At 74.3% G+C, this 22627-nt stretch carries 16 protein-coding genes, 1 pseudogene and 4 riboswitches; of the genes and pseudogenes, 14 read left to right on the forward strand and 3 right to left on the reverse strand.

What is annotated here, in order from left to right:
* The first annotated feature begins 169 nt into the window (after window positions 1-169).
* The 7 genes and pseudogenes from AB0O82_RS14365 to AB0O82_RS14395 all read left to right on the forward strand — a co-directional run bounded on the left by AB0O82_RS14365 (window position 170) and on the right by AB0O82_RS14395 (window position 7438).
* The gene (locus tag AB0O82_RS14365; RefSeq protein WP_363583476.1) at window positions 170-1669 is read left to right on the forward strand and encodes a CoA-acylating methylmalonate-semialdehyde dehydrogenase; all 1500 of its coding nucleotides are present in this window, start codon (window positions 170-172) and stop codon (window positions 1667-1669) included.
* Window positions 1670-1676: 7 nt separating this feature from the next.
* Window positions 1677-2816, forward strand: a complete 1140-nt coding sequence (locus AB0O82_RS14370) for an acyl-CoA dehydrogenase family protein (RefSeq protein WP_363583478.1) — start codon at window positions 1677-1679, stop codon at window positions 2814-2816.
* Window positions 2816-3889: an enoyl-CoA hydratase/isomerase family protein gene (locus AB0O82_RS14375; RefSeq protein ID WP_363583480.1), complete on the forward strand. Its 1074-nt coding sequence runs from the start codon at window positions 2816-2818 to the stop codon at window positions 3887-3889. Before AB0O82_RS14370 ends, AB0O82_RS14375 begins: the two co-directional genes overlap by 1 nt.
* Entirely contained in the window at window positions 3886-4794 is a 909-nt protein-coding gene (mmsB, locus tag AB0O82_RS14380) for a 3-hydroxyisobutyrate dehydrogenase (RefSeq protein WP_363583482.1), read from the forward strand. Before AB0O82_RS14375 ends, mmsB begins: the two co-directional genes overlap by 4 nt.
* Window positions 4791-5568 (forward strand): annotated as a pseudogene (locus tag AB0O82_RS14385) (enoyl-CoA hydratase). Before mmsB ends, AB0O82_RS14385 begins: the two are co-directional and overlap by 4 nt.
* Window positions 5569-5644: 76 nt before the next feature.
* Window positions 5645-5766: riboswitch (cobalamin riboswitch) on the forward strand.
* A gap of 99 nt (window positions 5767-5865) precedes the next feature.
* Entirely contained in the window at window positions 5866-6939 is a 1074-nt protein-coding gene (locus tag AB0O82_RS14390; protein WP_363583484.1) for a peptidase, read from the forward strand.
* Window positions 6940-6958: 19 nt separating this feature from the next.
* Window positions 6959-7438: a flagellar hook-length control protein FliK gene (locus AB0O82_RS14395; protein ID WP_363583486.1), complete on the forward strand. Its 480-nt coding sequence runs from the start codon at window positions 6959-6961 to the stop codon at window positions 7436-7438.
* A gap of 66 nt (window positions 7439-7504) precedes the next feature.
* On the opposite strand, the gene AB0O82_RS14400 is transcribed toward AB0O82_RS14395, so the two are convergent.
* Complete coding sequence (locus AB0O82_RS14400; protein ID WP_363583488.1) at window positions 7505-7828, reverse strand: hypothetical protein; 324 nt, start codon at window positions 7826-7828, stop codon at window positions 7505-7507.
* A 132-nt stretch (window positions 7829-7960) separates the two neighbouring features.
* Entirely contained in the window at window positions 7961-9388 is a 1428-nt protein-coding gene (locus AB0O82_RS14405; protein ID WP_363583490.1) for a hypothetical protein, read from the reverse strand.
* A gap of 133 nt (window positions 9389-9521) precedes the next feature.
* Window positions 9522-9598: riboswitch (cobalamin riboswitch) on the reverse strand.
* 77 nt (window positions 9599-9675) lie between these two features.
* A riboswitch (cobalamin riboswitch) is annotated at window positions 9676-9819 on the forward strand.
* 104 nt (window positions 9820-9923) lie between these two features.
* Between AB0O82_RS14405 and AB0O82_RS14410 the strand changes: the two genes are divergently transcribed.
* The 6 genes from AB0O82_RS14410 to metE all read left to right on the forward strand — a co-directional run bounded on the left by AB0O82_RS14410 (window position 9924) and on the right by metE (window position 20621).
* The gene (locus AB0O82_RS14410; protein WP_363583492.1) at window positions 9924-12908 is read left to right on the forward strand and encodes a prenyltransferase/squalene oxidase repeat-containing protein; all 2985 of its coding nucleotides are present in this window, start codon (window positions 9924-9926) and stop codon (window positions 12906-12908) included.
* A complete protein-coding gene (locus AB0O82_RS14415) occupies window positions 12905-14095 on the forward strand; it encodes a hypothetical protein (protein WP_363583494.1) in 1191 nt (396 codons plus the stop codon). The genes AB0O82_RS14410 and AB0O82_RS14415 overlap by 4 nt, the downstream gene beginning before the upstream one ends.
* A 10-nt stretch (window positions 14096-14105) precedes the next feature.
* Complete coding sequence (locus tag AB0O82_RS14420) at window positions 14106-15341, forward strand: CbiQ family ECF transporter T component (protein ID WP_363583496.1); 1236 nt, start codon at window positions 14106-14108, stop codon at window positions 15339-15341.
* The gene (locus AB0O82_RS14425; protein WP_363583498.1) at window positions 15338-17011 is read left to right on the forward strand and encodes an ATP-binding cassette domain-containing protein; all 1674 of its coding nucleotides are present in this window, start codon (window positions 15338-15340) and stop codon (window positions 17009-17011) included. The genes AB0O82_RS14420 and AB0O82_RS14425 overlap by 4 nt, the downstream gene beginning before the upstream one ends.
* Window positions 17008-17889, forward strand: coding sequence for an ECF transporter S component (locus AB0O82_RS14430; protein WP_363583500.1), 882 nt, complete (start codon window positions 17008-17010; stop codon window positions 17887-17889). Before AB0O82_RS14425 ends, AB0O82_RS14430 begins: the two co-directional genes overlap by 4 nt.
* A gap of 29 nt (window positions 17890-17918) precedes the next feature.
* A riboswitch (cobalamin riboswitch) is annotated at window positions 17919-18141 on the forward strand.
* A gap of 164 nt (window positions 18142-18305) precedes the next feature.
* A complete protein-coding gene (metE, locus tag AB0O82_RS14435; protein WP_363583502.1) occupies window positions 18306-20621 on the forward strand; it encodes a 5-methyltetrahydropteroyltriglutamate--homocysteine S-methyltransferase in 2316 nt (771 codons plus the stop codon).
* A 105-nt stretch (window positions 20622-20726) separates the two neighbouring features.
* On the opposite strand, the gene metF is transcribed toward metE, so the two are convergent.
* On the reverse strand, window positions 20727-21644 hold the full coding sequence (gene metF / locus AB0O82_RS14440) for a methylenetetrahydrofolate reductase [NAD(P)H] (protein ID WP_363583504.1): 918 nt from the start codon (window positions 21642-21644) through the stop codon (window positions 20727-20729).
* A gap of 114 nt (window positions 21645-21758) precedes the next feature.
* Here metF and folP point away from each other — a divergent pair, with 114 nt between their 5' ends.
* A complete protein-coding gene (gene folP, locus AB0O82_RS14445; protein WP_363583506.1) occupies window positions 21759-22619 on the forward strand; it encodes a dihydropteroate synthase in 861 nt (286 codons plus the stop codon).
* Window positions 22620-22627: the final 8 nt, after the last annotated feature.

A 22627-nucleotide genomic window follows, 5' to 3' on the forward strand; every position in this document is an offset into this window, starting at 1 on the left:
ACTGCCGCTCCTGGTCGTCCCGTGCCCACGGCCGCCGGGGCGTCCACGCCCTGACGTTCCGTTCCGCCGCCGCACGCCCGTGCCGCGGGGCGCACCACCGTGTGCCCGCCGACCCGCGGCGGCCTCCGATCCTCCTCCTCTCCCCACCCCTGTCGAGAGAAGGAACCCGATGGTCCGAGAACTGACCCACTTCGTCGCCGGCAAGCCCACCGCCGGCACCTCCGGTCGCTTCGGCGACGTGTACGACCCCAACACCGGCCGGGTGCAGGCCCGGGTGCCGCTGGCCAGCCGGGCCGAGGTCGAGGCGGTGATCGCCGACGCCGCGCAGGCCCAGCCCGGGTGGGCCGCGTGGAACCCGCAGCGGCGGGCCCGCGTCCTGCTGCGCTTCCTCCAACTCGTCGAGCAGGAGAAGGACGAGCTGGCCCGGCTGCTGTCCGCCGAGCACGGCAAGACCGTGGCCGATGCCCACGGGGACATCCAGCGCGGCCTGGAGGTCGTGGAGTTCGCCGCCGGCATCCCGCACCTGCTGAAGGGCGAGTTCAGCGACAACGCGGGCACCGGCATCGACGTGTACTCGATGCGCCAGCCGCTCGGCGTGGTCGCGGGCATCACGCCGTTCAACTTCCCGGCGATGATCCCGCTCTGGAAGGCCGCACCCGCCCTCGCCTGCGGCAACGCCTTCGTCCTCAAGCCCTCGGAGCGCGACCCCTCGGTGCCGCTGCGCCTCGCCGAACTGTTCCTGGAGGCCGGGCTGCCGCCGGGCGTGCTGAACGTGGTCCACGGCGGCAAGGAGGCCGTGGACACCCTGCTGGAGGACCCGCGGGTGCAGGCGGTCGGGTTCGTCGGCTCCACGCCGATCGCCCGGTACGTGTACGCCACCGCCGCCGCGCACGGGAAGCGGGCGCAGTGCTTCGGCGGTGCCAAGAACCACCTGGTCGTGATGCCGGACGCCGACCTCGACCAGGCCGCGGACGCGCTGATCGGCGCCGGCTACGGCTCGGCCGGCGAGCGCTGCATGGCGATCTCGGTGGCCGTCCCGGTGGGGGAGGAGACCGCCGACGCCCTGGTGGCCAAACTGGTCGAGCGGATCGCCGCGTTGAAGGTCGGGCGCTCGGACGACCCGGCGGCGGACTTCGGCCCGCTGGTCGGCGCCGACGCGCTGGAGCGGGTCCGCGGCTACCTGGACCTCGGGGTCGAGGAGGGCGCCGAACTCGTGGTCGACGGGCGGGACTTCCGGCTGGAGGGGCACGAGGGCGGCTACTTCCTCGGCGCCTCGCTGTTCGACCGCGTCACGGCGGACATGCGGATCTACCGGGAGGAGATCTTCGGCCCCGTCCTGACCGTGCTCCGCGCCGCCGACTACGAGGAGGCGCTGCGCCTGCCCAGCGAGCACGAGTTCGGCAACGGCGTGGCCATCTACACCCGGGACGGCGACACGGCACGGGACTTCGCGCGCCGGGTGAACGCCGGCATGGTCGGCGTCAACGTGCCGATCCCCGTGCCGGTCGCGTACCACACCTTCGGCGGCTGGAAGCGCTCCGGGTTCGGCGACCTCAACCAGCACGGGCCGGACTCGATCCGCTTCTACACCCGCACCCGCACCGTCACCTCGCGCTGGCCCTCCGGGGTCAAGGAGGGCGCGAGCTTCACCATCCCGACGATGGGCTGAGGGCGCCGTGCACGACCTCACAGAGGACCAGCTCGCCATCGCGGCGACCACCCGGGCCTTCGCCCGCGAACACCTGGCGCCGAACGCGGTCGCGTGGGACCAGGCCAAGCACTTCCCGGTGGACGTGCTGCGCAAGGCGGCGGACGTCGGCCTGGCCGGTGTCTACGTCCGCGAGGAGTCCGGCGGCTCCGGACTCACCCGCGCCGACGGCGTGCTCGTGTTCGAGGCGCTGGCCACCGGCTGCCCGTCCATCGCCGCCTACCTGTCCATCCACAACATGGTCGCCTGGATGATCGACCGTTACGGCGACGACGCCCAGCGCGCCCGGTGGCTGCCGGGCCTCAGCGCCATGGCGACCCCCGCCAGCTACTGCCTCACCGAGCCCGGCGCGGGCTCGGACGCGGCGGCACTGACCACCCGGGCCCGCCGGGACGGGGACCACTGGGTCCTCGACGGCGTCAAGCAGTTCATCTCGGGCGCCGGCGTCTCCCGGGTCTACCTGGTGATGGCCCGCACCGGCGGACCGGGGGCCGGCGGGGTGTCCGCGTTCGTCGTCGAACGCGACGACGCCGGCGTCTCGTTCGGTCCCGACGAGAAGAAGATGGGGTGGAACGCCCAGCCCACCCGCCAGGTGCTCCTGGACGGCGTCCGGCTCCCGGCCGACCGCCTCCTCGGAGCCGAGGGCGAGGGCTTCCGGATCGCCATGAACGGGCTGAACGGAGGCCGGCTCGGCATCGCCGCCTGCTCCCTCGGCGGAGCGCAGGACGCTCTGGAGCGGGCCACCGGCTATCTGGCGGACCGCGAGGCGTTCGGCGCCCGGCTCCTGCACGCCCAGGCGCTGCAGTTCCGGCTCGCCGACATGGCCACGGAGCTGGAGGCGGCCAGGTCGCTGCTCTGGCGGGCCGCCTCGGCCCTGGACCGGGGGGACCCCAGGGCGCCGGAGCTGTGCGCGATGGCCAAGCGGCACGCCACCGACACCGGCTTCGAGGTCGCCAACCAGGCGCTCCAACTGCACGGCGGCTACGGCTACCTGGCCGAGTACGGCATCGAGAAGATCGTCCGCGACCTGCGGGTGCACCAGATCCTGGAAGGAACCAACGAGATCATGCGCGTCATCGTCGCCCGCGGCCTGATCGGGGCCGCGTGATGGCCGGGACCGACCTCGACGAGGTCCTGGTCCACCGCGAGGGCCGGGCGGGCCTGATCGTCCTCAACCGCCCTGCGGCCCTGAACGCCCTCACCCACGGCATGGTGCGGAGCATCTCCGACGCCCTGGACGCGTGGGAGGAGGACGAGCGGGTCGAAACCGTGGTCATCACCGGCGCCGGCGAGCGGGCCTTCTGCGCCGGCGGCGACATCGTCGCCATCCACCGCGCCGCCACCGGCGCGGACCCGGGCGCCGTCGAGGAGTTCTGGCGCGACGAGTACCGCCTCAACGCCCGCATCGCCCGCTACCCCAAGCCCTACGTCGCGCTCATGAGCGGCATCGTGATGGGCGGCGGGGTCGGGGTCTCCGCCCACGGCAGCGTCCGGATCGTCACCGAGACCACGCGCATCGCCATGCCCGAGGCCGGCATCGGCTTCGTCCCGGACGTGGGCGGCACCTACCTGCTCGCCCTCGCGCCCGGCGAGTCGGGTACCCACCTCGCCTTGACCGCGGGCTCCGTCGGCGCCGCGGACGCGCTGCTCTGCGGCCTCGCCGACCACTTCGTCCCGGCCGAGCGGCTGCCCGCGCTGCTGGACGACCTGGCCGAACTCCCCCTGCACGACGCCCTCGAACGGAACGTCGGGCCCGCACCGGCCGGCGTGCTGGACGGCCGGCGGGCGTGGATCGACCGCTGCTACGGGGCCGACACCGTGGAGGAGATCCTCGACCGCCTGCGGGACAGCGGCGAACCGGAGGCCAAGGAGGCCGCGGACCGGATCGCCGCCAACTCGCCCGCCGCCGTGAAGGCCACCCTCGCCGCCCTGCGCCGGGCCCGCGCCCTCGGCCCGCTGGAGGCCGTCCTCGACCAGGAGTACCGGACCTCCTGTGCGGCGCTCTCCACACCGGACCTGGCCGAGGGGATCCGCGCCCAGGTGATCGACAAGGACCGTTCCCCGCGGTGGAACCCGTCGACGCTGAGCGCCGTCGGGCCCGCCGCGGTGGCCCGCTACTTCGCCCCGCTCGGCGACCGGGAACTCGGCCTGGCCCCCACCACACCCCTGGAGCGCTGGTGACCCGCCGCAACGGATTCAACGGAGTCATCGGATTCATCGGCCTCGGCAACATGGGCGGCCCGATGGCCGCCAACCTCGCCGAGGCCGGGCACACCGTGACCGGCTATGACCTGGCACCCGAGGCGCTGCGGAGGGCGGAGGAGGGCGGCGTCCGTCCGGCGCGGTCCGCGACCGAGGCGGTGCGGGAGGCCGACGTCGTCATCAGCATGCTGCCGGCCGGCCGGCACGTGCTGGCCGCCTACGCGGACCTGCTGCCCGCCGCCCGCCCGGGAACGCTCTTCGTCGACTGCTCCACGATCGACGTCGCGGACGCTCGGGCGGCGCACGACCTGGCCGTGACCGCCGGGCACCGGGCGGTGGACGCGCCGGTCTCCGGCGGGGTGGTCGGTGCCACGGCCGCGAGCCTCACCTTCATGGTCGGAGCCGCCGAGCCGGACTTCGAGGCGGCTCGACCGGTGCTGGAGGCGATGGGCCGCAAGGTCGTGCACTGCGGATCCCCCGGAGCGGGGCAGGCCGCGAAGATCTGCAACAACATGATCCTGGGCATCTCGATGATCGCGGTCAGCGAGGCCTTCGTGCTCGGAGAGAGCCTCGGGCTCAGCCACCAGGCCCTCTACGACGTCGCCTCGACCGCCTCCGGCCAGTGCTGGGCGCTCACCACCAACTGCCCCGTCCCCGGGCCGGTGCCGACCAGCCCGGCCAACCGCGACTACGCGGCCGGGTTCGCCGCCGCCCTGATGGCCAAGGACCTCGGACTCGCCGCCGGGGCCGCCGACGCCGCGGGCCTGCCCACGGACCTCGGACGCAGGGCGGCACAGCTGTACGCGGACTTCGCGCAGGCCGACAGCGGCGCCGGCCTGGACTTCTCGGCGATCATCACCACCCTGCGGGAGGACGGCAAGTGACCGGCTACGAGACGATCCTGGTCGAGCGCAAGGGCCGGGTGGGGCTGATCACGCTCGACCGGCCCAAGGTGCTGAACGCGCTCAACACCCTGCTGATGAACGAAGTCGTGCAGGGCAGCAACGGAGTTCGACCGTGACCCGGAGATCGGCGCGCTGGTGATCACCGGCTCCGAGAAGGCCTTCGCGGCCGGCGCCGACATCAAGGAGATGCAGTCGCTCGACTTCGTCGACGCCTACCTCGGCGACTGGTTCGCCGCCTGGGACCGCTTCGCCGCGCTGCGCAAGCCGGTGGTGGCGGCGGTGGCGGGCTACGCGCTGGGCGGCGGCTGCGAGCTGGCGATGCTGTGCGACGTCCTCCTGGCGGCGGACACCGCGAAGTTCGGGCAGCCGGAGATCAAGCTCGGCGTGATCCCCGGCATCGGCGGCTCGCAGCGGCTGACCCGGGCGGTCGGCAAGGCGAAGGCGATGGAACTCTGTCTGACCGGCCGGATGATGGGCGCCGCGGAGGCCGAGCGGGCCGGCCTGGTCTCCCGCATCGTCCCGGCGGGCCAACTGCAGGCCGAGGCCCTGGCGGTGGCCGAGACGATCGCGGCGATGTCCACCCCGGCGGCCGTCATGCTCAAGGAGAGCGTCAACCGCTCGTACGAGACCACGCTCGCCGAGGGCGTGCGCTTCGAACGGCGACTGTTCCACGCCACGTTCGCCACGGCGGACCAGAAGGAGGGCATGGCGGCCTTCGCCGAGAAGCGCCCACCGGAGTTCCTTCACCGCTGACGGTCCGAGCGGTTCGCGGCGCGATGCGGCGGACGATCCCTTGACCGGGACTTCTCCGTCTCGCCATGATGGGCCGTCATGTTGTGACTCCGCCGCTGGGGGAAGTCCGGTTCGAATCCGGCGCTGACCCGCAACGGTAGGCCGCCGATCCGATGTCGGCGGCGAGCCCGAGTACCCGGCGGCGGAGGTGTGTCGTCCCCTCCTCCCGTCGTGGTCTGCGGGCCGGAGCTCCGAGGGCTGCCCGGCTTGTTGCCGCCGTCCTCCGGGCCCCTGCGCGCGGGCCCGGAAAGGCCCACCGTGTCCTCGTTCCGACGCCCCCTGCGCCTCTTCGCGATACCCGCGCTCGCCCTCGCCACCGTCCTCCCGGCGGCCGCTGCCGCCCACGCGGCACCTGCCGCCGCGACTTCGTCCCCGACGGTCCGCCCCGACGCCGCCGCGGGCGGCTGGCTCGCCCGCCAACTCGTCGACGGCGACCACTTCGAGTCCGTCTTCAACGGGACCGCCTACCCCGACCAGGGCCTGACCATCGACGCCGTGCTGGCTTTCGCCGCCTCGCACAGCTCCGACCAGGCCGCTGCGAAGGCCACCGCCTGGCTGGCCAAGCCCGAGGTCATCAGCGGCTACCTCGGCGACGGCATCACCGAGGCCTACGCGGGCGCGACCGCCAAGCTGCTGCTCGCCGTCGAGGTGCGCGGCGGGAACCCGACGGCCTTCGGCGGCGTCGACCTGCCGGCCCGCCTGCGCTCGCTCCAGACCGCCGAGGGCCGGTTCTCCGACCGCTCGCAGTGGGGCGACTACAGCAACGCCTTCGGCCAGTCCCTGGCCGTGATCGCCCTGCACCGCACGGCCGGTGGGGCCCCGGCGACGGCCGTCGACTTCCTCGCCAACAGCCAGTGCGCGGACGGCGGGTACCCGGTCGCCTTCGGCCAGGCCACCTGCGCCAGCGACCCGGACGCCACCGCGCTCGCCGCCCAGGCCCTCGCCGCGACCGGCCGCACCGCCAAGGCCGACGCCGGACTCGGCTGGCTGACCGCCCACCAGAACGCCGACGGCGGCTTCTCGGCCGCCGGGGCCGCCGCGTCCAACGCCAACACCACCGGCCTCGCCACGCAAGCGCTGCTGGCCGGCGGACGCTTCGGGGCCGGCCTCAAGGGCTGGAGCAGCCTGGTCAAGCTCCAGCAGGGCTGCGCCACGGACCCGGGCGTGCGCGGGGCGGTCGCCTACGACGCGACCGGCTTCAACCCGGCCACCGGAGCCCGGGCCACGGCGCAGGCCGTCCTCGGCCTCGCGGGCACCCCGCTGGCCACCCTCTCCGCCGCCGGTGCCCGCCCGGACGCGCCCGTGCCGGCCTGCCCGGCGACCACCCGCTGACCCCGCGAGGAGAGCTCCGATGACCGACACCATGGCGCCCGCGTGCCCGGCCCGCCGCACCCTCGGGTCGATCGCCGCCGCCGCTGCCCTCACCGCCGGACTGCTCGGCGCCTCCGTCGTCCAGGCCCCGCAGGCGCGGGCCGCCGCCTGCGACGGCACCACCGGCGTCACCGTCGTGGTCGACTTCACCGCCGTCGGCGGTGGCATCCAGACCGGCTGCGCACCCGGCGACCCGGCCAGCGGCCTGGCCGCGCTGACCGGCGCCGGGTTCGCGTACACCTTCCACCCGCGCTACCCGGGCTTCGTCTGCACCATCAACGCCCTGCCGACGACCTGCACCAACCCCACCGGCAGCGCCTACTGGTCGTACTGGCACGCCCAGCACGGCGGCCCCTGGTCGTACAGCAACCTCGGCGCGGGCAGCTACAACCCGGCGCCCGGCGACGTCGAGGGCTGGTCCTTCGGCGCCGGCGCCCAGCCGGGCGTCACCGCGCCCTGACCTCCGGAGACACCCCGGTGCCCCGGCCCCTCCGGAAGGGGGGCCGGGGCACCGCGTACCCGTGGCTCAGCTGCCGTGAGATGCCCTCCGGTGGCGGACGAAGCGCTCGACCAGCAGTACGGTGGCGACGGCTGCCACGGTGAACAGCAGCGTGTTGGCCACGATGCCGCCCGTGGCCAGCCAACCGGGTTCCTCGCCGTTAGGCAGCGTGGTGTCGGTGAACAGCCCGCCGATGCCGGTCAGCACCCCTCGTGCGAGGTAGACGGCGGCCAGCGCAGCAAGGCCGACGGGAAGGGTGAGGACGATCGACGCGAGGTAGTAACGCCCGTTCTCCGTCAGCCCGCCCAGGACGGCCAGCCCGCCGACCAAGGCCACATGGCCGCCCGCCACCCATCTGGAAACACCCGTCGGCATCCGTTCCCCCCGTCCTGTCGGTCCGGCGGCGGATCCGTCGGGCCATCGTGGTTCTGTCCCACCGGAGGGGAGGCGATCCGTGGTCGGCTCCCCTCCGGCGCAGTGCGGTCAGCTGCCGTAGCGCAGCGAGACGGTGTCGCCGAGGTGGACCGTGGTGGCCCGGGTGGCGCCGGTGGCGGTGGTGCCGTCCAGGCTGACCTGCCAGGTGGAGGAGCCGCTGTTGGCCGTGCCGTTGATCGCGGTGACGGTGTCGCCGCCGGTGGACGGGGCGACCGAGGTGACGCAGCCGCTCGGGGCGGCGCCGGCGGCCGCGTCGAGGACGTCGCCGAGGGTCGCGGTGGTGCCGGTCGGGGTGAGGGTGGCGGCGCAGACCTTGAGCGCGCCGGTGCCGTCGTCGATGACCAGCGCGAGCTTGGCGGCGGTGCCGGGGACGAAGGCGGTGGCGGCGGCCCAGGCGGGCTCGCCGGTGGTGGTCGGGGTCGGCGGGGTGGCGGTGAAGCCGGCGCCGGCGACGGCGCGCAGGCCGTCGACGGAGGCGTAGGGGGAGGGGGTGGTGTCGGTGGGCAGGTACTTGAAGCCGCCGCCGGGCTTGAACTGCTGGGCGATCAGGAAGTCGACGGGGCTCTTGCCGGTGCCGCTGGTGAAGTCGGTGCCCTGGGGGTTGATGCCGCAGGCGTTGAGGCCGGAGACGGCCCAGCCGTTGGAGTCGGTGTTGACGCCGAACATGGCGTTGAAGGCGCCGGAGGCGGTGAGCTTGCCCTTGAGGAAGTTCTTGGCGGCGACGATCGCCGGGTCGGTGGCGGCGACGCCCCCGGTGCAGAGCGAGGCCATGGCGGCGCCGGTCATGTCGATGTCGCTGCCCTGGGCGAGGGCGTTCGGGTCGCCCGCGGCCTTGCTGAAGTTCCAGCCGCCATCGTTGTGCTGGTTGGCGCGCACCGCGGTGACGGAGGTGTCGAGCAGCGGCTGCGGGACGCGAGGGCTGCCGGCCTGGGTTTTGGCGCCCGCGAGGGCGAGGAGGCCGAAGACGGTGCCGTTGAAGTTGGCGGACGGGCCGTAGTAGCCGGGTTCGGCGGTCTGCCAGTAGGCGGCGAGGTCGGCGACGAGGTTGCGGCCCGGGCCGACCCGGGCGGGGTCGATGCCGGCGGCGTAGGCGTTGAGGATGCCGCGCTCGTAGTCCGTGACGACCGGCGAGGCGCTCGGCCAGCCGGGGGCGGCGAGCTGGCCGCGGTAGACCAGGCGGGCGTTCTTGGTGGGGTCGCCGCCGGGGGTGACGTCCGCGGCGGCCGTGCCGGCGGCCGCGAGTGCGCTGAACGCCCACTCGTTGGAGAGCCCGCCGCCGGTGACGTAGCTGCCGTCGGCGGCCTGGAGCGACTTCAGGTAGGTGACGCCGGTGCTCTTCGAGGTGGCTATCTGGGTCGGGCTGGCCGTCGCGTGGGCGGGGACGGCGGAGAGCAGGAGCGCGCCGGCCGTCAGGGCGACGGTGACGGCGGAGGCGGCGCGGGCAGGGGTGGTCCGCGAGGGGGCGAGGAGGGACACGGGACAGGCTCCTTGGGGTGGCGGGCGCCGACCCTGCCCCGGAGTTCCGGCGTCCGTTCGAGGGCGCGCGACGGCCGGAGCGGTCGCCGCCCGGATCGCGTGGGCCGGCTTTCGCCATGGTGCGTGGCCGGGCGGGCATCCGGGCTCGGGGCAGCACGATCGCCACCCCACACCGCTGCGCGTCAGCCCCGGATTCGCACCGGGTTCCCCCGCTCGGCCACCGCGGACGCTACCGCACGGCGCACCGGCCGACGAGGTGATGTGATCGACGTGACGGACCGTTGACTCCCGTTCGGCCGTCGTGGTCTGATGAACCGATTTTTTGCCCTCGGCATTCAGGGGAAGCCGGTCCAACTCCGGCGCTGACCCGCAACCGTGGACCCACCTGTGGTGGGTGAGCCGGAATGCCTGGACCGGGGGCCCTGTTCACAGAGCACTTGCGTCGTCGCGGACTACGACGCGGTCCGGACGGTCCCTGCCCAGGGGACCGTCGGCTGCGCCGTTGCGTCCCACGTCGACCGACCAGGGAGTCGTCGTGAGGGTCAGCAGCAGTCGCACACGTCACAGGAACCGGGACCTCGCCTCCTTGGTGGTCGCCGGTGCTGTCGCGGTCGCCGCCTGCGGAAGCGTCCTGTTCGGGCGCCCCGGCACCGCGGCCGCCGACCCGATCGAGCGGTGCACGGCGACGACGGGCGCGATCGTCGCCGTCGACTTCACGCACTGGGGCGGCGGTGTCGTCCGGGGCTGCGACGCCCACCCCACGACCGGGATGAACCTGCTGCACGCCGCCGGCTTCACCACCGCCGGAACCGAGCACGACGGACCCGCCTTCATCTGCCGACTCGGAACCGGGACCTTCAACAGCGGCACCCAGTACCCGACGCCGGCCGAGGAACCCTGCGTCAACACCCCGCAGGCCACCGCGTACTGGTCGTACTGGATCGCCGAACCCGGCCAACAGGCCTGGTCCTACAGCCGGTTCGGCGCCGGGACGCAGAAGCCCAAGCCCGGCGAGGTCGAGGCCTGGGTGTACGGCGGCACCGACATCGGCGGCACCAGCGGGGCACCGGGCTTCACGCCGGACTCCGTCCGGGCGAAGAGCGGTGGTTCGCCGGCTTCGCCGTCCGCCTCGCCGTCGCCCTCGGCGACCCTGACCCCGACTCCGACCTCGACCCCGACTCCGACCGGGCCGTCCGCCGCCGGTGACCCGGCGGCCGCCGCGGCCTGGCTGGCCCGCCAACTCGTCGGCGGCGACCACATGGAGAACTGGGCCGTCGAGGGGCCGGACTACCCCCGGACCGCCCTCACCGCCATCGCCCTCGCCGCCGCCGGCACGCAGGACCCGGCGCTGCGCAGGACGGTCGCCTTCCTCTCCGCTCACACCGACGCCTTCCTCCACCCCGACGGACCGGCCGGCCGGCCCGATGCGAGGGCCGCCGCACTGCTGGCCCTCGTCGCCGAGAGCACCGGTGGCGATCCCCGGGCCTTCGGCGGCCGGGACCTGATCGCCGCGCTCACCGGCCATGTCTGCACGGCGGCGGGGGAGAACGGCAAGTGCACCGCCGCCGGGGACTTCCTCGGCGCGGCCTCGCCCTGGGTTCAGTCCCTCGGCGTCATCGCCCTCCAGCGCGCCGGCGTCACGCCACCCGCCCCGGCGCTCGCCCGCTTCACGGCGCTCCAGTGCGCCGACGGCGGGGTGGCCGGATCGATGATCGTCGCTGGCGACCACTGCGAGTCCGACCCGCTCACCACCGGCCTCGCGGTCCTCGCCCTGCGTACGGCGCCCGGGTACGAGACGGCCGCGAGGAAGGCTTCGGACCAGCTCGCGGCCGGACAGCAGGCCGACGGATCCCTCCTCCCGTACCTCGGCGCCCCCGGCGACACCATCAGCACCGCGAGCGCGGCCCAGGCGTTCAAGGCCACCGGACAGGACACCCGCCGGGCCGCCGCCACGGCCTGGCTCGCCGCCCGGCAGGGCACGGACGGCGGCTTCGGCCCCGACGCGTCGACCACCGACCCGGACCCGGCGGCCACCGAGCAGGCGATCCTGGCCCTGACCGGCACCGACCTCACCAGCGTCCGACACAACCCGGACGCCACCACCCCGCCGACGACACCCGCCAGCACGCCGCCGACCTCGCCCGCGACCACGCCGCCTGCCGGGAGAGCCCCCGACGCCGCCAAGGGCAGCGCCTACCTCACCGACCCGTCCCGCCTGATCAACGGCCGCTACTACGAGGGCTTCCCGGCCTTCGCCGACTTCGGCCTCACCATCGACGGCGCCTACGCCCTCGCGGCCACCGGCACCGACGACGCCGCGCTGCGCAGGATCGTCGACTTCCTGGACCAGCCGGGCAAGGACGCCGGCGAGCGCACCGTCAACGACTGGACCGGCATCGGCACCGAGTACGCAGGCGGCGGCTCGATCGGAAAGGAGGCGCTGCTCGCCGAGGTGGTCGGCCGCAACCCGCGCGCCTTCGGCGGCCACGACCTGATCGCCGCCCTGGCCGCCCTCGTGTGTATCAAGGCCGACCAGAACACCGGCTGCGCGGCGCCCGGCAACTACACCTACGCGACCTCGGTGTTCTCCCAGGCGCTCGGCATCATGGCCCAGCTCCGGGCCGGGGACTCGACGAACGCGGCTCCCGCGATCGCCTACCTGAAGGGCCTCCAGCACCAGGACGGCTCGTGGCCGAGCCTGATCCCCGCCACCGGTGACTCCGACGTGGACAGCACGGCGATGGCCGTCATGGCCCTCGCCCTCGTGCCGGGCGACGAAGCCGCGCGGGCCGTCGACCAGGGCCTCGGCTGGCTCGCCGCGCGGCAGCTGCCCGACGGCGGCTTCCCGGGAGCGGCCGGCGACTCGACCAACTCGGCCGCGCTCGCCATCCAGGGCATGACACTGCGCCAGTCCACGTACGGCGCCCAGATCGCCAAGGCGCGCGACTTCCTGTCGGGCCAGCAGAACGGCGACGGCGGGTTCAACGTGGCCTCCGCCGGGCAGCCGGGATCGGACGTCCGCGCGTCCACGCAGGTGCTCGGCGGTGCCACCGGGATCTCGTTCGGCACGCTGTTCCGGGAGCTCGGGGGAACGTCGACGCCGACGCCCACTCCGACTTCCACCGGGACGGCGACCCCGACGGCGACCCCGACGGGTTCGCCGACCAGCACCCCGACCGGCACGCCCACGGGCACACCGACCGGCACACCTACGAACATTCCCACGAACACGCCGGGCCCGATGGGCTTGCCCGCCACGGCTGGGCCCTCGGACACCGCCGCTCCCTCGACCGGCGACGGTTCGGCCACCTGGTCGGCCGGCGGCATCGACGCCCCGGCCGATGGCAGGGGCGCGCCCGCCGGTGGCGTGGCGGCGCAGACCGGCTCCGGCAGCCTGGCCGGGACCGGAACCCAGGCCCTGACGCTGACGGCGGGTGCGGGCGTGCTGACCGCGCTCGGCGCGGCGGCCGTCCTCGTCGCCCGGCGCCGCACCGCGGCCGCCCCGGGGCGTCACCGGTGAGCCGGGGACTCGGCGGTCGGCTCGGCCGGCTGTCCGGGGCGGCGGCCCTGACCTTCGCCCTCGCGTTCGGTGGCGTCGCCGTGGGCACCGCCCCGGCGTCCGCGGCGCCGCTGCCGATCGACCAGTGCACCACCGCCTCCGGCGTGGTGCTCGCCGTGGACTTCAGCAAGTGGGGCGGCCCGCTGCTGCGTTCCTGCGGGACCACCCCGACCACCGGCTTCACCCTGCTCAACCAGGGCGGCTGGAAGACCACCGGGACCGGCCACGACGGTCCGGCGTTCATCTGCCGGATCGGCTACAGCGGCTTCCAGGGCGGTAAGCAGTTCCCGGCCCCGGACCAGGAGAAGTGCGTCCTGACGCCCCCGGCCACGGCCTACTGGTCGTACTGGCACGCCGATCCGGGCCAGAACGAGTGGTCCTACAGCCAGCTCGGCGCGATGAGCTACCAGCCGAAGCCCGGCAGCGTCGACCTCTGGATCTTCGGTGGCACCAACGTCGAGGGCACCGAGGGGCGGCCGGGCTTCTCGCCGGACAGCGTTCGCGCCCACAACTCCAGCCCCGGCGGGCAGCCCGCCGACCCCGGTCAGGGCACCACGGGCGGCTCCGGCGATTCCAGCGTCTCCGGCGGCGGGTCGACGGGTGCCACGGGTACGACCGGCGGCAGCGGCAGCGGCACCGGTTCGAGCGACGGAACCGGCGGAACCGGCGGAACCGGCGGCACCGGCGGTACCGGAAACGCAAGCGGAACCGGCAGCACCGGCACCGCCGGTGGCACCGGATCGGGCCGGGCCCCGGCCCCCGCCAAGCCCCCGGCGGGCGGAGCCCGTCCGCCCGCGCCCGCCACTACCCCGGGGCCCGGCGCCGCCGCCACCCCCGAGGACGGCATCACTCCGCCCGGAGCGCCCGAGCCGACGCCCGTGCCCGCCACACCGGTGCCGGTCGAGCCGTCCACCGCGCCGCCGACGGACACCCCGAGCGATCAGCCGACCCCGCAGACGGTCGAGGCCGCGGCCGCGCCGACGTCGACCTCCGCCGTGCCCGGCGGCGTGGTGGACGCCAATCCGGTGGCCGACGCCCCGCACGACTCCGGGTCGATGGCCCCCGCCGTCATCGCGACCGCCCTCGTGGGGGCGCTGGGCGCGGCCACCGTGGTCGTCGCGCGACGGCGCCGCCGCCGGGCCGAGTGATCCGGTGACCATGCCCGACAAACCCGACGCCGGCCCCCCGAAGCCCACCCCGAAGCCGAAGCCCACCCCCGGACGGGACGCCGGGAGCCGGCGCAGCCCCCGGAACCTGCACCCGCTGGCCTGGTGGACCTGGGCGCTCGCCCTGGCGACGGCGGCCAGCCGCACCACCAACCCGCTGCTGCTCCTGCTCGTCCTCGCCGTGCTCGGCTACGTGGTCACCGCCCGCCGGACCGAGGCCCCGTGGGCGCGCGGGTTCACCTACTACCTGTGGCTGGCTCTGACCGTGGTGGCGATCCGGGTGGTGTTCCGGTGCGTCTTCGCCACCGGCATCACCCCGCACGACCACCTGCTCTTCTCGCTCCCGCACCTGCCCACCCCCGCCTGGTACGCGGGCATCCAGATCGGCGGGCCGGTCTCCCTGGAGGCGACCCTCTCCGCCGCCTTCGACGGGCTGCGCCTGGCCTGCCTGATCTGCTGCATCGGCGCCGCCAACACCCTCGCCAACCCCAAGCGCGCCCTGCGCGTCCTGCCCGGCGCCCTGTACGAGCTGGGCGTCGCCGTGACGGTGTCGCTCAGCGTCGCCCCGCAGCTGGTGCAGAGCGTCCAACGCGTCGCCCGGGCACGGCGGTTGCGCGCCGGGCAGCGGAAGGGCATCCGCGCGCTGCGCGGCATCGTCGTCCCGGTGCTGGAGGACGCGCTGGAGCGTTCGCTGCACCTGGCCGCCGCGATGGACTCGCGCGGCTACGGCCGCTCCGGCACCGCGACCCGCCGCTCCCGCCGCATCACCGGCGCCCTGATGCTGCTCGGCATGTGCGGCCTGTGCGCCGGGGTGTACGGGCTCCTGGACGGAACCGCCCCCGCTGCCCTGGGACTTCCCGCCTTCCTCGCGGGCGCCCTGCTCTGCGTGGCGGGGCTGGTCCTCGGCGGCCGGCGCGTACGGCGCACCACCTACCGGCCGGACCGCTGGCGGGCCGCCGAGTGGGGCGTCGCGGGCTGCGGGGTGACCGCCGCCGTCCTGCTGTTCGCCACCGTCGGCTACGCCGCCACCGATCTCAACCCCTCGCTCTACCCGCTCAGTTGGCCGAGCCTGCCGCTCGTCCCGGTGCTCGCCCTGCTGCTGGCCGGCGCCGCCGGGGTCATCGCGCCTCCGCCCGGGCGTACCCCGGAGCCCGGGCGTACCCCGGAGCCCGCCGCCGGGACCCGCCGCACCGGCGCCGACCGCACGACCCCCGAGGTGAGCACGTGATCCGATTCGACCAGGTCGGCGTGGTGTACGACGGCGAGACCGCCCCCGTCCTGCGCGACGTCGACCTGCACATCCCGGAGGGCGAGCTCTGCCTGGTGGTCGGCCGCACCGGCGTTGGCAAGTCGACCCTGCTCGGCGCCGTCAACGGCCTCGTGCCGCACTTCACCGGCGGCACCCTGCGCGGCCGGGTGACCGTGGACGGCCGGGACACCGCGCACCACCCCCCTCGCGAACTGGCCGACGTGGTCGGCGTGGTGGGGCAGGACCCGCTGGCCGGCTTCACCACCGACACGGTGGAGGAGGAACTGGCCTACGTCATGGAGCAGTTGGCCGTCCCGCCGGCGGTGATGCGCAAGCGCGTCGAGGAGACCCTCGACCTGCTCGGCCTCGCCGACCTGCGCCACCGCGCCCTGCACGAGCTCTCCGGCGGCCAGCAGCAGCGTGTCGCCATCGGCTCGGTGCTCACCGCGCACCCGCGCGTCCTGGTCCTGGACGAACCGACCTCGGCGCTCGACCCGACCGCCGCCGAGGAGGTGCTCGCGGCCATCACCCGTCTGGTCCACGACCTCGGCGTCACCGTCCTGCTCGCCGAACACCGCCTGGAGCGGGTCGTCCAGTACGCCGACCGCGTCGCCTACCTGCCCGGCGACGGCACGGTCGTGCACGGGCCGCCCGCCGAGGTCTTCCGGCGCACCGCGATCGCGCCGCCGGTCGTCGACCTCGGGCGGCTGGCCGGGTGGCGGCCGCTGCCGCTCTCCGTCCGGGACGCCCGGCGCGCCGCCGCCCCGCTGCGGGAGCGGCTGAACGACGTGCCCGTTCCTCCGCCGCGCCGGGCAGCGGTGGCGGGGGAACGGGTGCTGGACGCCCGAGGGGTGGTCGTCCGGTACGGGCAGGTGACCGCCGTCCGGGAGATCGGGCTGGGTCTGCGGGCCGGCGAGGTCACGGCGCTGATGGGGCGCAACGGCTCGGGCAAGTCCTCGCTCCTGTGGGCCCTCCAGGGCTCAGGCCCGCGACAGGGTGGCAGCGTGCAGGTCCTCGGAGCCGACAGCGGGCCGGCCATGGACCCCAAGCGGCTCTCCGCGGCCAGGGCCCGACAGCTCGTCGGGCTCGTCCCGCAGACCCCGACCGACCTGCTGTACCTGGAGACGGTCGCCCAGGAACTCGCCCAGAGCGACCTGGAGGCCCACCGCGCAGCCGGCCCGACCGTCGCCGGCCCGACCACAGCCGGCCCGACCGCGAGGCAGATCCTCGACCGGCTCGCCCCCGGGATCCCCGACGGCACCCACCCCCGGGACCTCTCCGAGGGCCAGAAGCTGGCCCTGGTCCTGGCGATCCAACTGGCCGCCGCGCCACGGGTGGTGCTGCTGGACGAACCCACCCGAGGGCTCGACTACCACGGGAAGGAAGCGCTCACCGGCATCGTGGACGCCCTCGCCGCCGAAGGCCGCACGGTCGTCGTCTCCACCCACGACGTCGAGTTCGTCGCCGCCGCCGCCGACCGGGTGGTGGTGATGGCCGAGGGCGAGATCGTCGCCGACGGCCCCACCGCCGAGGTCATCGTCGCCTCGCCCACCTTCGCCCCCCAGACCGCCAAGATCCTCGCCCCGCTGCCCTACCTGACCACCCGACAGGTCGCCGCCGCCCTCGCGCCCGCGCAGGCCGCCCGGTGAGTGCCGTCCGGATCCCCGGCCGGGCCCGCGTCGTCGCGGCCCTGGCCGCCTTCATCGGCCTGGTCGCCTTCACCTGGCCGTTCGTCGTCGCCCCCGGAAAGTTCGGCTCCTCCTACGCCCCGCCGCTGATCTTCGGCGCCCTGCTGGTCCTGGTGCTCGCCGTCGTCATCGCGGAGATCGCGGCCGGCGGCATCGACGCCAAGGCCCTCGCCATGCTCGGCGTCCTGTCGGCCGTCAACGCCGGGCTGCGCCCGCTCGGCGCCGGCACCGCCGGAGTGGAGACGGTCTTCTTCGTCCTCGTCCTGGCCGGCCGGGTCTTCGGCCCGGGCTTCGGCTTCACCCTCGGCTGCACCTCGCTGTTCGCCTCCGCGCTGCTCACCGGCGGCGTCGGCCCCTGGATGCCGTACCAGATGTTCGGCTGCGCGTTCGTCGGCATGCTCGCCGGGCTCCTGCCGAGAACCCGGCGGCGGCGCTGGGAGGTCCCGATGCTGGCCGCGTACGGGGCGTTCTCCGGGTACCTCTTCGGCTTCCTCCTCAACCTCTCCTTCTGGCCGTTCTCCACCGACCCGAACAGTTCCATCGCCTACCTGCCGGGGCTGCCCTTCACCGAGCAGTGGCACCGCTACCTGCTCTTCGACCTCGCCACCTCGCTCGGCTGGGACACCGGCCGTGCCGTCACCACCTTCACCGCCGTGCTCGTCGTCGGCCCGGCCGTCCTCACCGTCTTCCGCCGCGCGGCCCGCCGCGCCAACTTCGAGCCCATGGTGCGCTTCGAGGCCCCGGACGGTCGACGAGTCACCGCGAACGACACCGCGAACGGCTCCGCCATCGGCTCCGCGAGCGGCGAGGGAGTCTCACCATGCGGACGGCTTCCGTGAATTCCGCGTCGGCCCCGGCGGTTTGCCCCTAAGCTGGCGACGCAGCTGGTTCGTCCTGCCCGCCAGGCAGGACGTCGCAAGAGGGAACCCGGTGGGAATCCGGGACTGCCCCGCAGCGGTGAGTGGGAACGACCGCCGTCATACGCACTGGACCCGGGACGGGTCTGGGAAGCGATGGCCAGTAGGTACCGGACGCCAACAGGCCCGGTGCGCCCACGAGTCCGAAGACCTGCCCGTTGCCCGCCCGCGGACCGTTCCGCGTGCGGATATCCCGGTGACCTCGTGGGCGGGTCGGCGACCATACCAGGCGGGTCCGGCACGCGCATCGACGTGAGCCGCCGCCCGGTTCGTCATCCCTTCGCGCTCTCGTCCCGTCCCCGGGTACTTGAGGAGCCAGACTCGCGAAGGAGAGTCCCTTGACCACGAAGTCCGCAGCCGCGGCAACCAGGGCCACCGTGTACGGCTACCCCCGGCAGGGCCAGGGCCGGGAGCTGAAGAAGGCCATCGAGGGCTACTGGAAGGGCACGGTCACCGCCGACGCCCTGCGGGAGACGGCGGTCGGCCTGCGCCGGGAGAACTGGGCGCAGCTCGCCCAGGCCGGGGCCTCGGAAGTGCCCACCGGCGACTTCTCGCTCTACGACCACGTACTGGACACCACGGTCGCCGTCGGCGCGATCCCGGCCCGCCACCGGGCGGCCGTCGAGGCGGACGCGCTGGACGGCTACTTCGCCATGGCGCGCGGCACCCAGGAGGTCGCGCCGCTGGAGATGACCAAGTGGTTCGACACCAACTACCACTACCTGGTGCCCGAACTCGGCCCGGACACCGTCTTCACCGCGAACCCGGCCAAGGCCGTCGGGGAGTTTCGGGAGGCGCTGGCGCTCGGCCACACCGCACGCCCCGTGCTGGTCGGCCCCCTCACCTACCTGCTGCTCGCCAAGCCCGCCCCCGGTGTCGCCGAGGACTTCCAGCCGATCACCCTGCTGGACCGGCTGCTGCCCGTCTACGCGCAGCTGCTGGCGGACCTGAAGGCGGCCGGCGCCGAGTGGGTGCAGCTGGACGAGCCCGCGCTGGTGCAGGACCGCACCCCGGCCGAGCTGAACGCCGCCGCCCGCGCCTACCGTGAGCTGGGCGGCCTTGCGGACCGTCCGAAGCTGCTGGTCGCGAGCTACTTCGACCGCCTGGGTGAGGCCCTGCCGGTGCTGGCCAAGGCCCCGGTCGAGGGCCTGGCGCTGGACTTCACGGGGCCCGCCGCGGCGAACCTGGACGATCTGGCCGCCGTCGGCGGGCTGCCCGGCAAGCGGCTGGTCGCCGGGGTGGTCGACGGGCGCAACATCTGGATCAACGACCTGGAGAAGTCGCTGGCCACCCTGGCGACCCTGCTGGGCCTCGCCGAGCGGGTCGACGTCGCGCCGTCCTGCTCCCTCCTGCACGTGCCGTTGGACGCCGCCGCCGAACGCGACGTCGACCCGCAGATCCTGCGCTGGCTCGCCTTCGCCAAGCAGAAGGCCAGGGAGGTGGCGCTGCTGGCCCGGGGCCTGCGCGAGGGCACGGGGGCGATCGCCGCCGACCTGGCCGCCAACCGCGCCGACCTCGCCTCGCGCGCCAACTCGCCGATCACCCACGACCCGGCGGTGCGCGCCCGTACCGCCGCCGTCACCGCCGACGACGCCCGCCGCGCCCAGGCCTACCCGCAGCGGGCCGAGGCCCAGCGCGCCCGGCTCGGCCTGCCACTGCTGCCGACCACCACCATCGGCTCGTTCCCGCAGACCTCCGAACTGCGGGTCGCGCGGGCCGATCTCACGGCGGGCCGGATCGACGCCCCGGCCTACCGCGAGCGCATCGAGGCGGAGGTCCGGGAGGTCATCGCCTTCCAGGAGAAGGCCGGACTGGACGTCCTGGTGCACGGCGAGCCCGAGCGCAACGACATGGTCCAGTACTTCGCCGAACAGCTCACCGGCTACCTCGCCACCCGGCACGGCTGGGTGCAGTCCTACGGCACCCGGTACGTGCGCCCGCCGGTCCTGGCCGGGGACATCTCCCGCCCGCACCCGATGACCGTCGACTGGTTCGGCTACGCGCAGGGCCTGACCGACCGCCCGGTCAAGGGCATGCTCACCGGCCCCGTCACGATGCTCGCCTGGTCCTTCGTCCGCGACGACCAGCCGCTCGGCGACACCGCCCGCCAGGTCGCCCTCGCCCTGCGCGACGAGGTCACCGACCTGGAGGCCGCCGGCGCGGCCGTCGTCCAGGTCGACGAGCCGGCCCTGCGCGAGACCCTGCCGCTGCGCGCCGCCGACCGCCCGGCGTACCTGGCGTGGGCGACCGAGTCCTTCCGCCTCGCCACCTCCGGGGTGCGGGCCGACACCCAGGTCCACACCCACATGTGCTACGCCGAGTTCGGCGCGATCATGACGGCGATCGACGAACTCGACGCGGACGTCATCTCGCTGGAGGCCACCCGCTCGCACATGGAGGTCGCCGGCGAACTCGCCGGGGCCGGCTACCCGCGCGAGGTCGGCCCGGGCGTCTGGGACATCCACTCCCCGCGCGTCCCGAGCACCGACGAGGCCATCGCCCTGCTGCGCGCGGGCCTCGCGGCCATCCCCGCCGAGCGGCTCTGGGTCAACCCCGACTGCGGCCTGAAGACCCGCGGCTGGACGGAGACCCGCGCCTCGCTCGACAGCCTCGTCGGCGCCGCCCGCCACCTGCGCGCGGAGCTCGCCGGCTGACCCCCCGGTGACGCGACCCGGCCGGGCCCCGCACGCCGTGCGGCGCCCGGCCGGGTCGGCCCGGGACCGTCCCCGGGCCGGGCCGCAACGGCGGCCCGGCCCGTTTCACCCGGACCCGGGAAGCCCGAGGTTCTGGTAGATCTCCGTCGTCACCGTGGAGAAGTTCATGGTCATGAAATGCAGCCCGGGAACTCCCTCGGAGAGCAGGCGCCGGCACATTCCGGTGGCCTGATCGATACCGATCGACCGGACGGCCTTCGGGTTGTCCTGGTGCTTCAGCATGCTTTCGGAGAGATCATCGGGAATGGCGGCAGTGGTCAGCGTCGGAATCCTCCGAAGCGACCGGATACTGGTCACCGGCATGATCTCCGGAATGACCGGAACGGTGCAGCCGGCCGATTCCAGTCGATCCCGGAAACGGAGGTAGCTGTCCACGTCGAAGAACATCTGGGTGATGGCGTAGTCGGCTCCCGCCCGGCACTTCTCGATGAAGTGCCTGATCTCGGAATCCCAGTCGGGGGACCTCGGGTGCAGGTCCGGGAACGCGGCCACGCCGACGCAGAAGTCGCCGGACTCCTTGATCAGCCGCACCAGGTCGGCGGCGTACTCCACTCCGTCGGGGTGGCGGTGCCAGGTGCCCAGCGGATCGCCCGGCGGGTCGCCGCGCAGCGCCAGGATGTTGCGAACTCCCTGGTCAGCGTAGTGGCCGAGGATGTTCCGCAGTTCGGCGACGCTGTGGCCGACTGCGGTCAGGTGGGCGGTCGGCGTGAGGGTGGTCTCCTGCGCGATGCGGCCGGTGACGTTCACCGTCCGCTCCCGTGTCGACCCGCCGGCGCCGTAGGTCACGGAGACGAAGGTGGGGGACAGCGCTTCCAGGCGCCGGATCGCATTCCACAGGCCGACCTCCGCTTCGGCGCTCCGGGGCGGCATGAATTCGAAGGAATAGGAAAGCCTGCCGGCCGCGAGGAGTTCGCGGACGGAGGTCGCCCGATCCGTGCGCGTGGAGGGAATTCCGAGTGTCATGGCAGGAGGTTAACCAGCCGGGCTCGCGGTAGTCCTCAGGTGTCCACTCTGTGATACGAATTCTCTCGGTGGTACGAGTTGGGAGACGGGTGGGGCGGGCGGCACAATGGGCGCATGAAAAGACCTTCGCAGGTATTGTCGGGACTGCCCGGATGGGATCGGTGCGCGGTGATGGGAGTCGTGAACGTGACCCCCGACTCGTTCTCGGACGGCGGCCGCTGGCTGGACCCGGGGCGCGCGGTGGACCGTGGACTGCTGCTGGCCGAGCAGGGCGCGGACATCGTGGACGTCGGCGGGGAGTCGACCCGGCCGGGAGCGACCAGGGTGTCCGAGGAGGAGGAACTGCGCCGGGTCCTGCCGGTGGTGCGCTCGCTCACCGACAAGGGCGTCCTGGTCAGCATCGACACGATGCGGGCCCGGGTCGCCGAAGCGGCGGTGGAGGCCGGCGCCCGGATCATCAACGACGTCAGCGGGGGCCGGGCCGACGCGGGCATGGCCCGCGCCGCGGCCAGGGCCGGAGTGCCCTTCGTCGTCATGCACTGGCGCGGGCAGTCCGCCCACATGGACGAGCTGGCCGCGTACGAGGACGTCGCGGCCGAGGTGATCCGCGAGGTCGCACGGCAGATGGACGCGGTGGTGTCGGCCGGGGTCGACCCCGCCCAGGTCATCGTGGACCCGGGCCTCGGCTTCGCCAAACGCCGGCAGGACGACTGGGCGCTGCTGGCGTCACTGGACGCCTGGCGCGTACTGGGGCGCCCGCTCCTGGTGGCGGCCTCGCGCAAGCGCTTCCTGGGCGAGCTGCTGGCCGACCCGCGGACGGGCGAGGCCCGTCCGGCCCGTGAACGCGACGCGGCCACCGCGGCGGCCAGCGTCCTGGCCGCCGCGCAGGGCGCCTGGGCGGTGCGGGTGCACGAGGTCCGTGACACCGCCGACGCCGTCCGGGTCGAGGCCGCGATCCGAACCAACCGGGTCTGAGAGAGGAA

Origin of the sequence: Kitasatospora sp. NPDC088264 (assembly GCF_040685715.1) — a bacterium.
Classification (GTDB): domain Bacteria; phylum Actinomycetota; class Actinomycetes; order Streptomycetales; family Streptomycetaceae; genus Kitasatospora.

Bases quoted from the DNA above. Each gene is read 5' to 3' on its own strand.
- AB0O82_RS14365 (WP_363583476.1), top strand. From the start codon at position 170: ATGGTCCGAGAACTGACCCACTTCGTCGCCGGCAAGCCCACCGCCGGC.
- AB0O82_RS14375 (WP_363583480.1), top strand. From the start codon at position 2,816: ATGGCCGGGACCGACCTCGACGAGGTCCTGGTCCACCGCGAGGGCCGG.
- AB0O82_RS14395 (WP_363583486.1), top strand. From the start codon at position 6,959: ATGACCGACACCATGGCGCCCGCGTGCCCGGCCCGCCGCACCCTCGGG.
- AB0O82_RS14420 (WP_363583496.1), top strand. From the start codon at position 14,106: ATGCCCGACAAACCCGACGCCGGCCCCCCGAAGCCCACCCCGAAGCCG.
- metF (WP_363583504.1), bottom strand. From the start codon at position 21,644: ATGACACTCGGAATTCCCTCCACGCGCACGGATCGGGCGACCTCCGTC.
- folP (WP_363583506.1), top strand. From the start codon at position 21,759: ATGAAAAGACCTTCGCAGGTATTGTCGGGACTGCCCGGATGGGATCGG.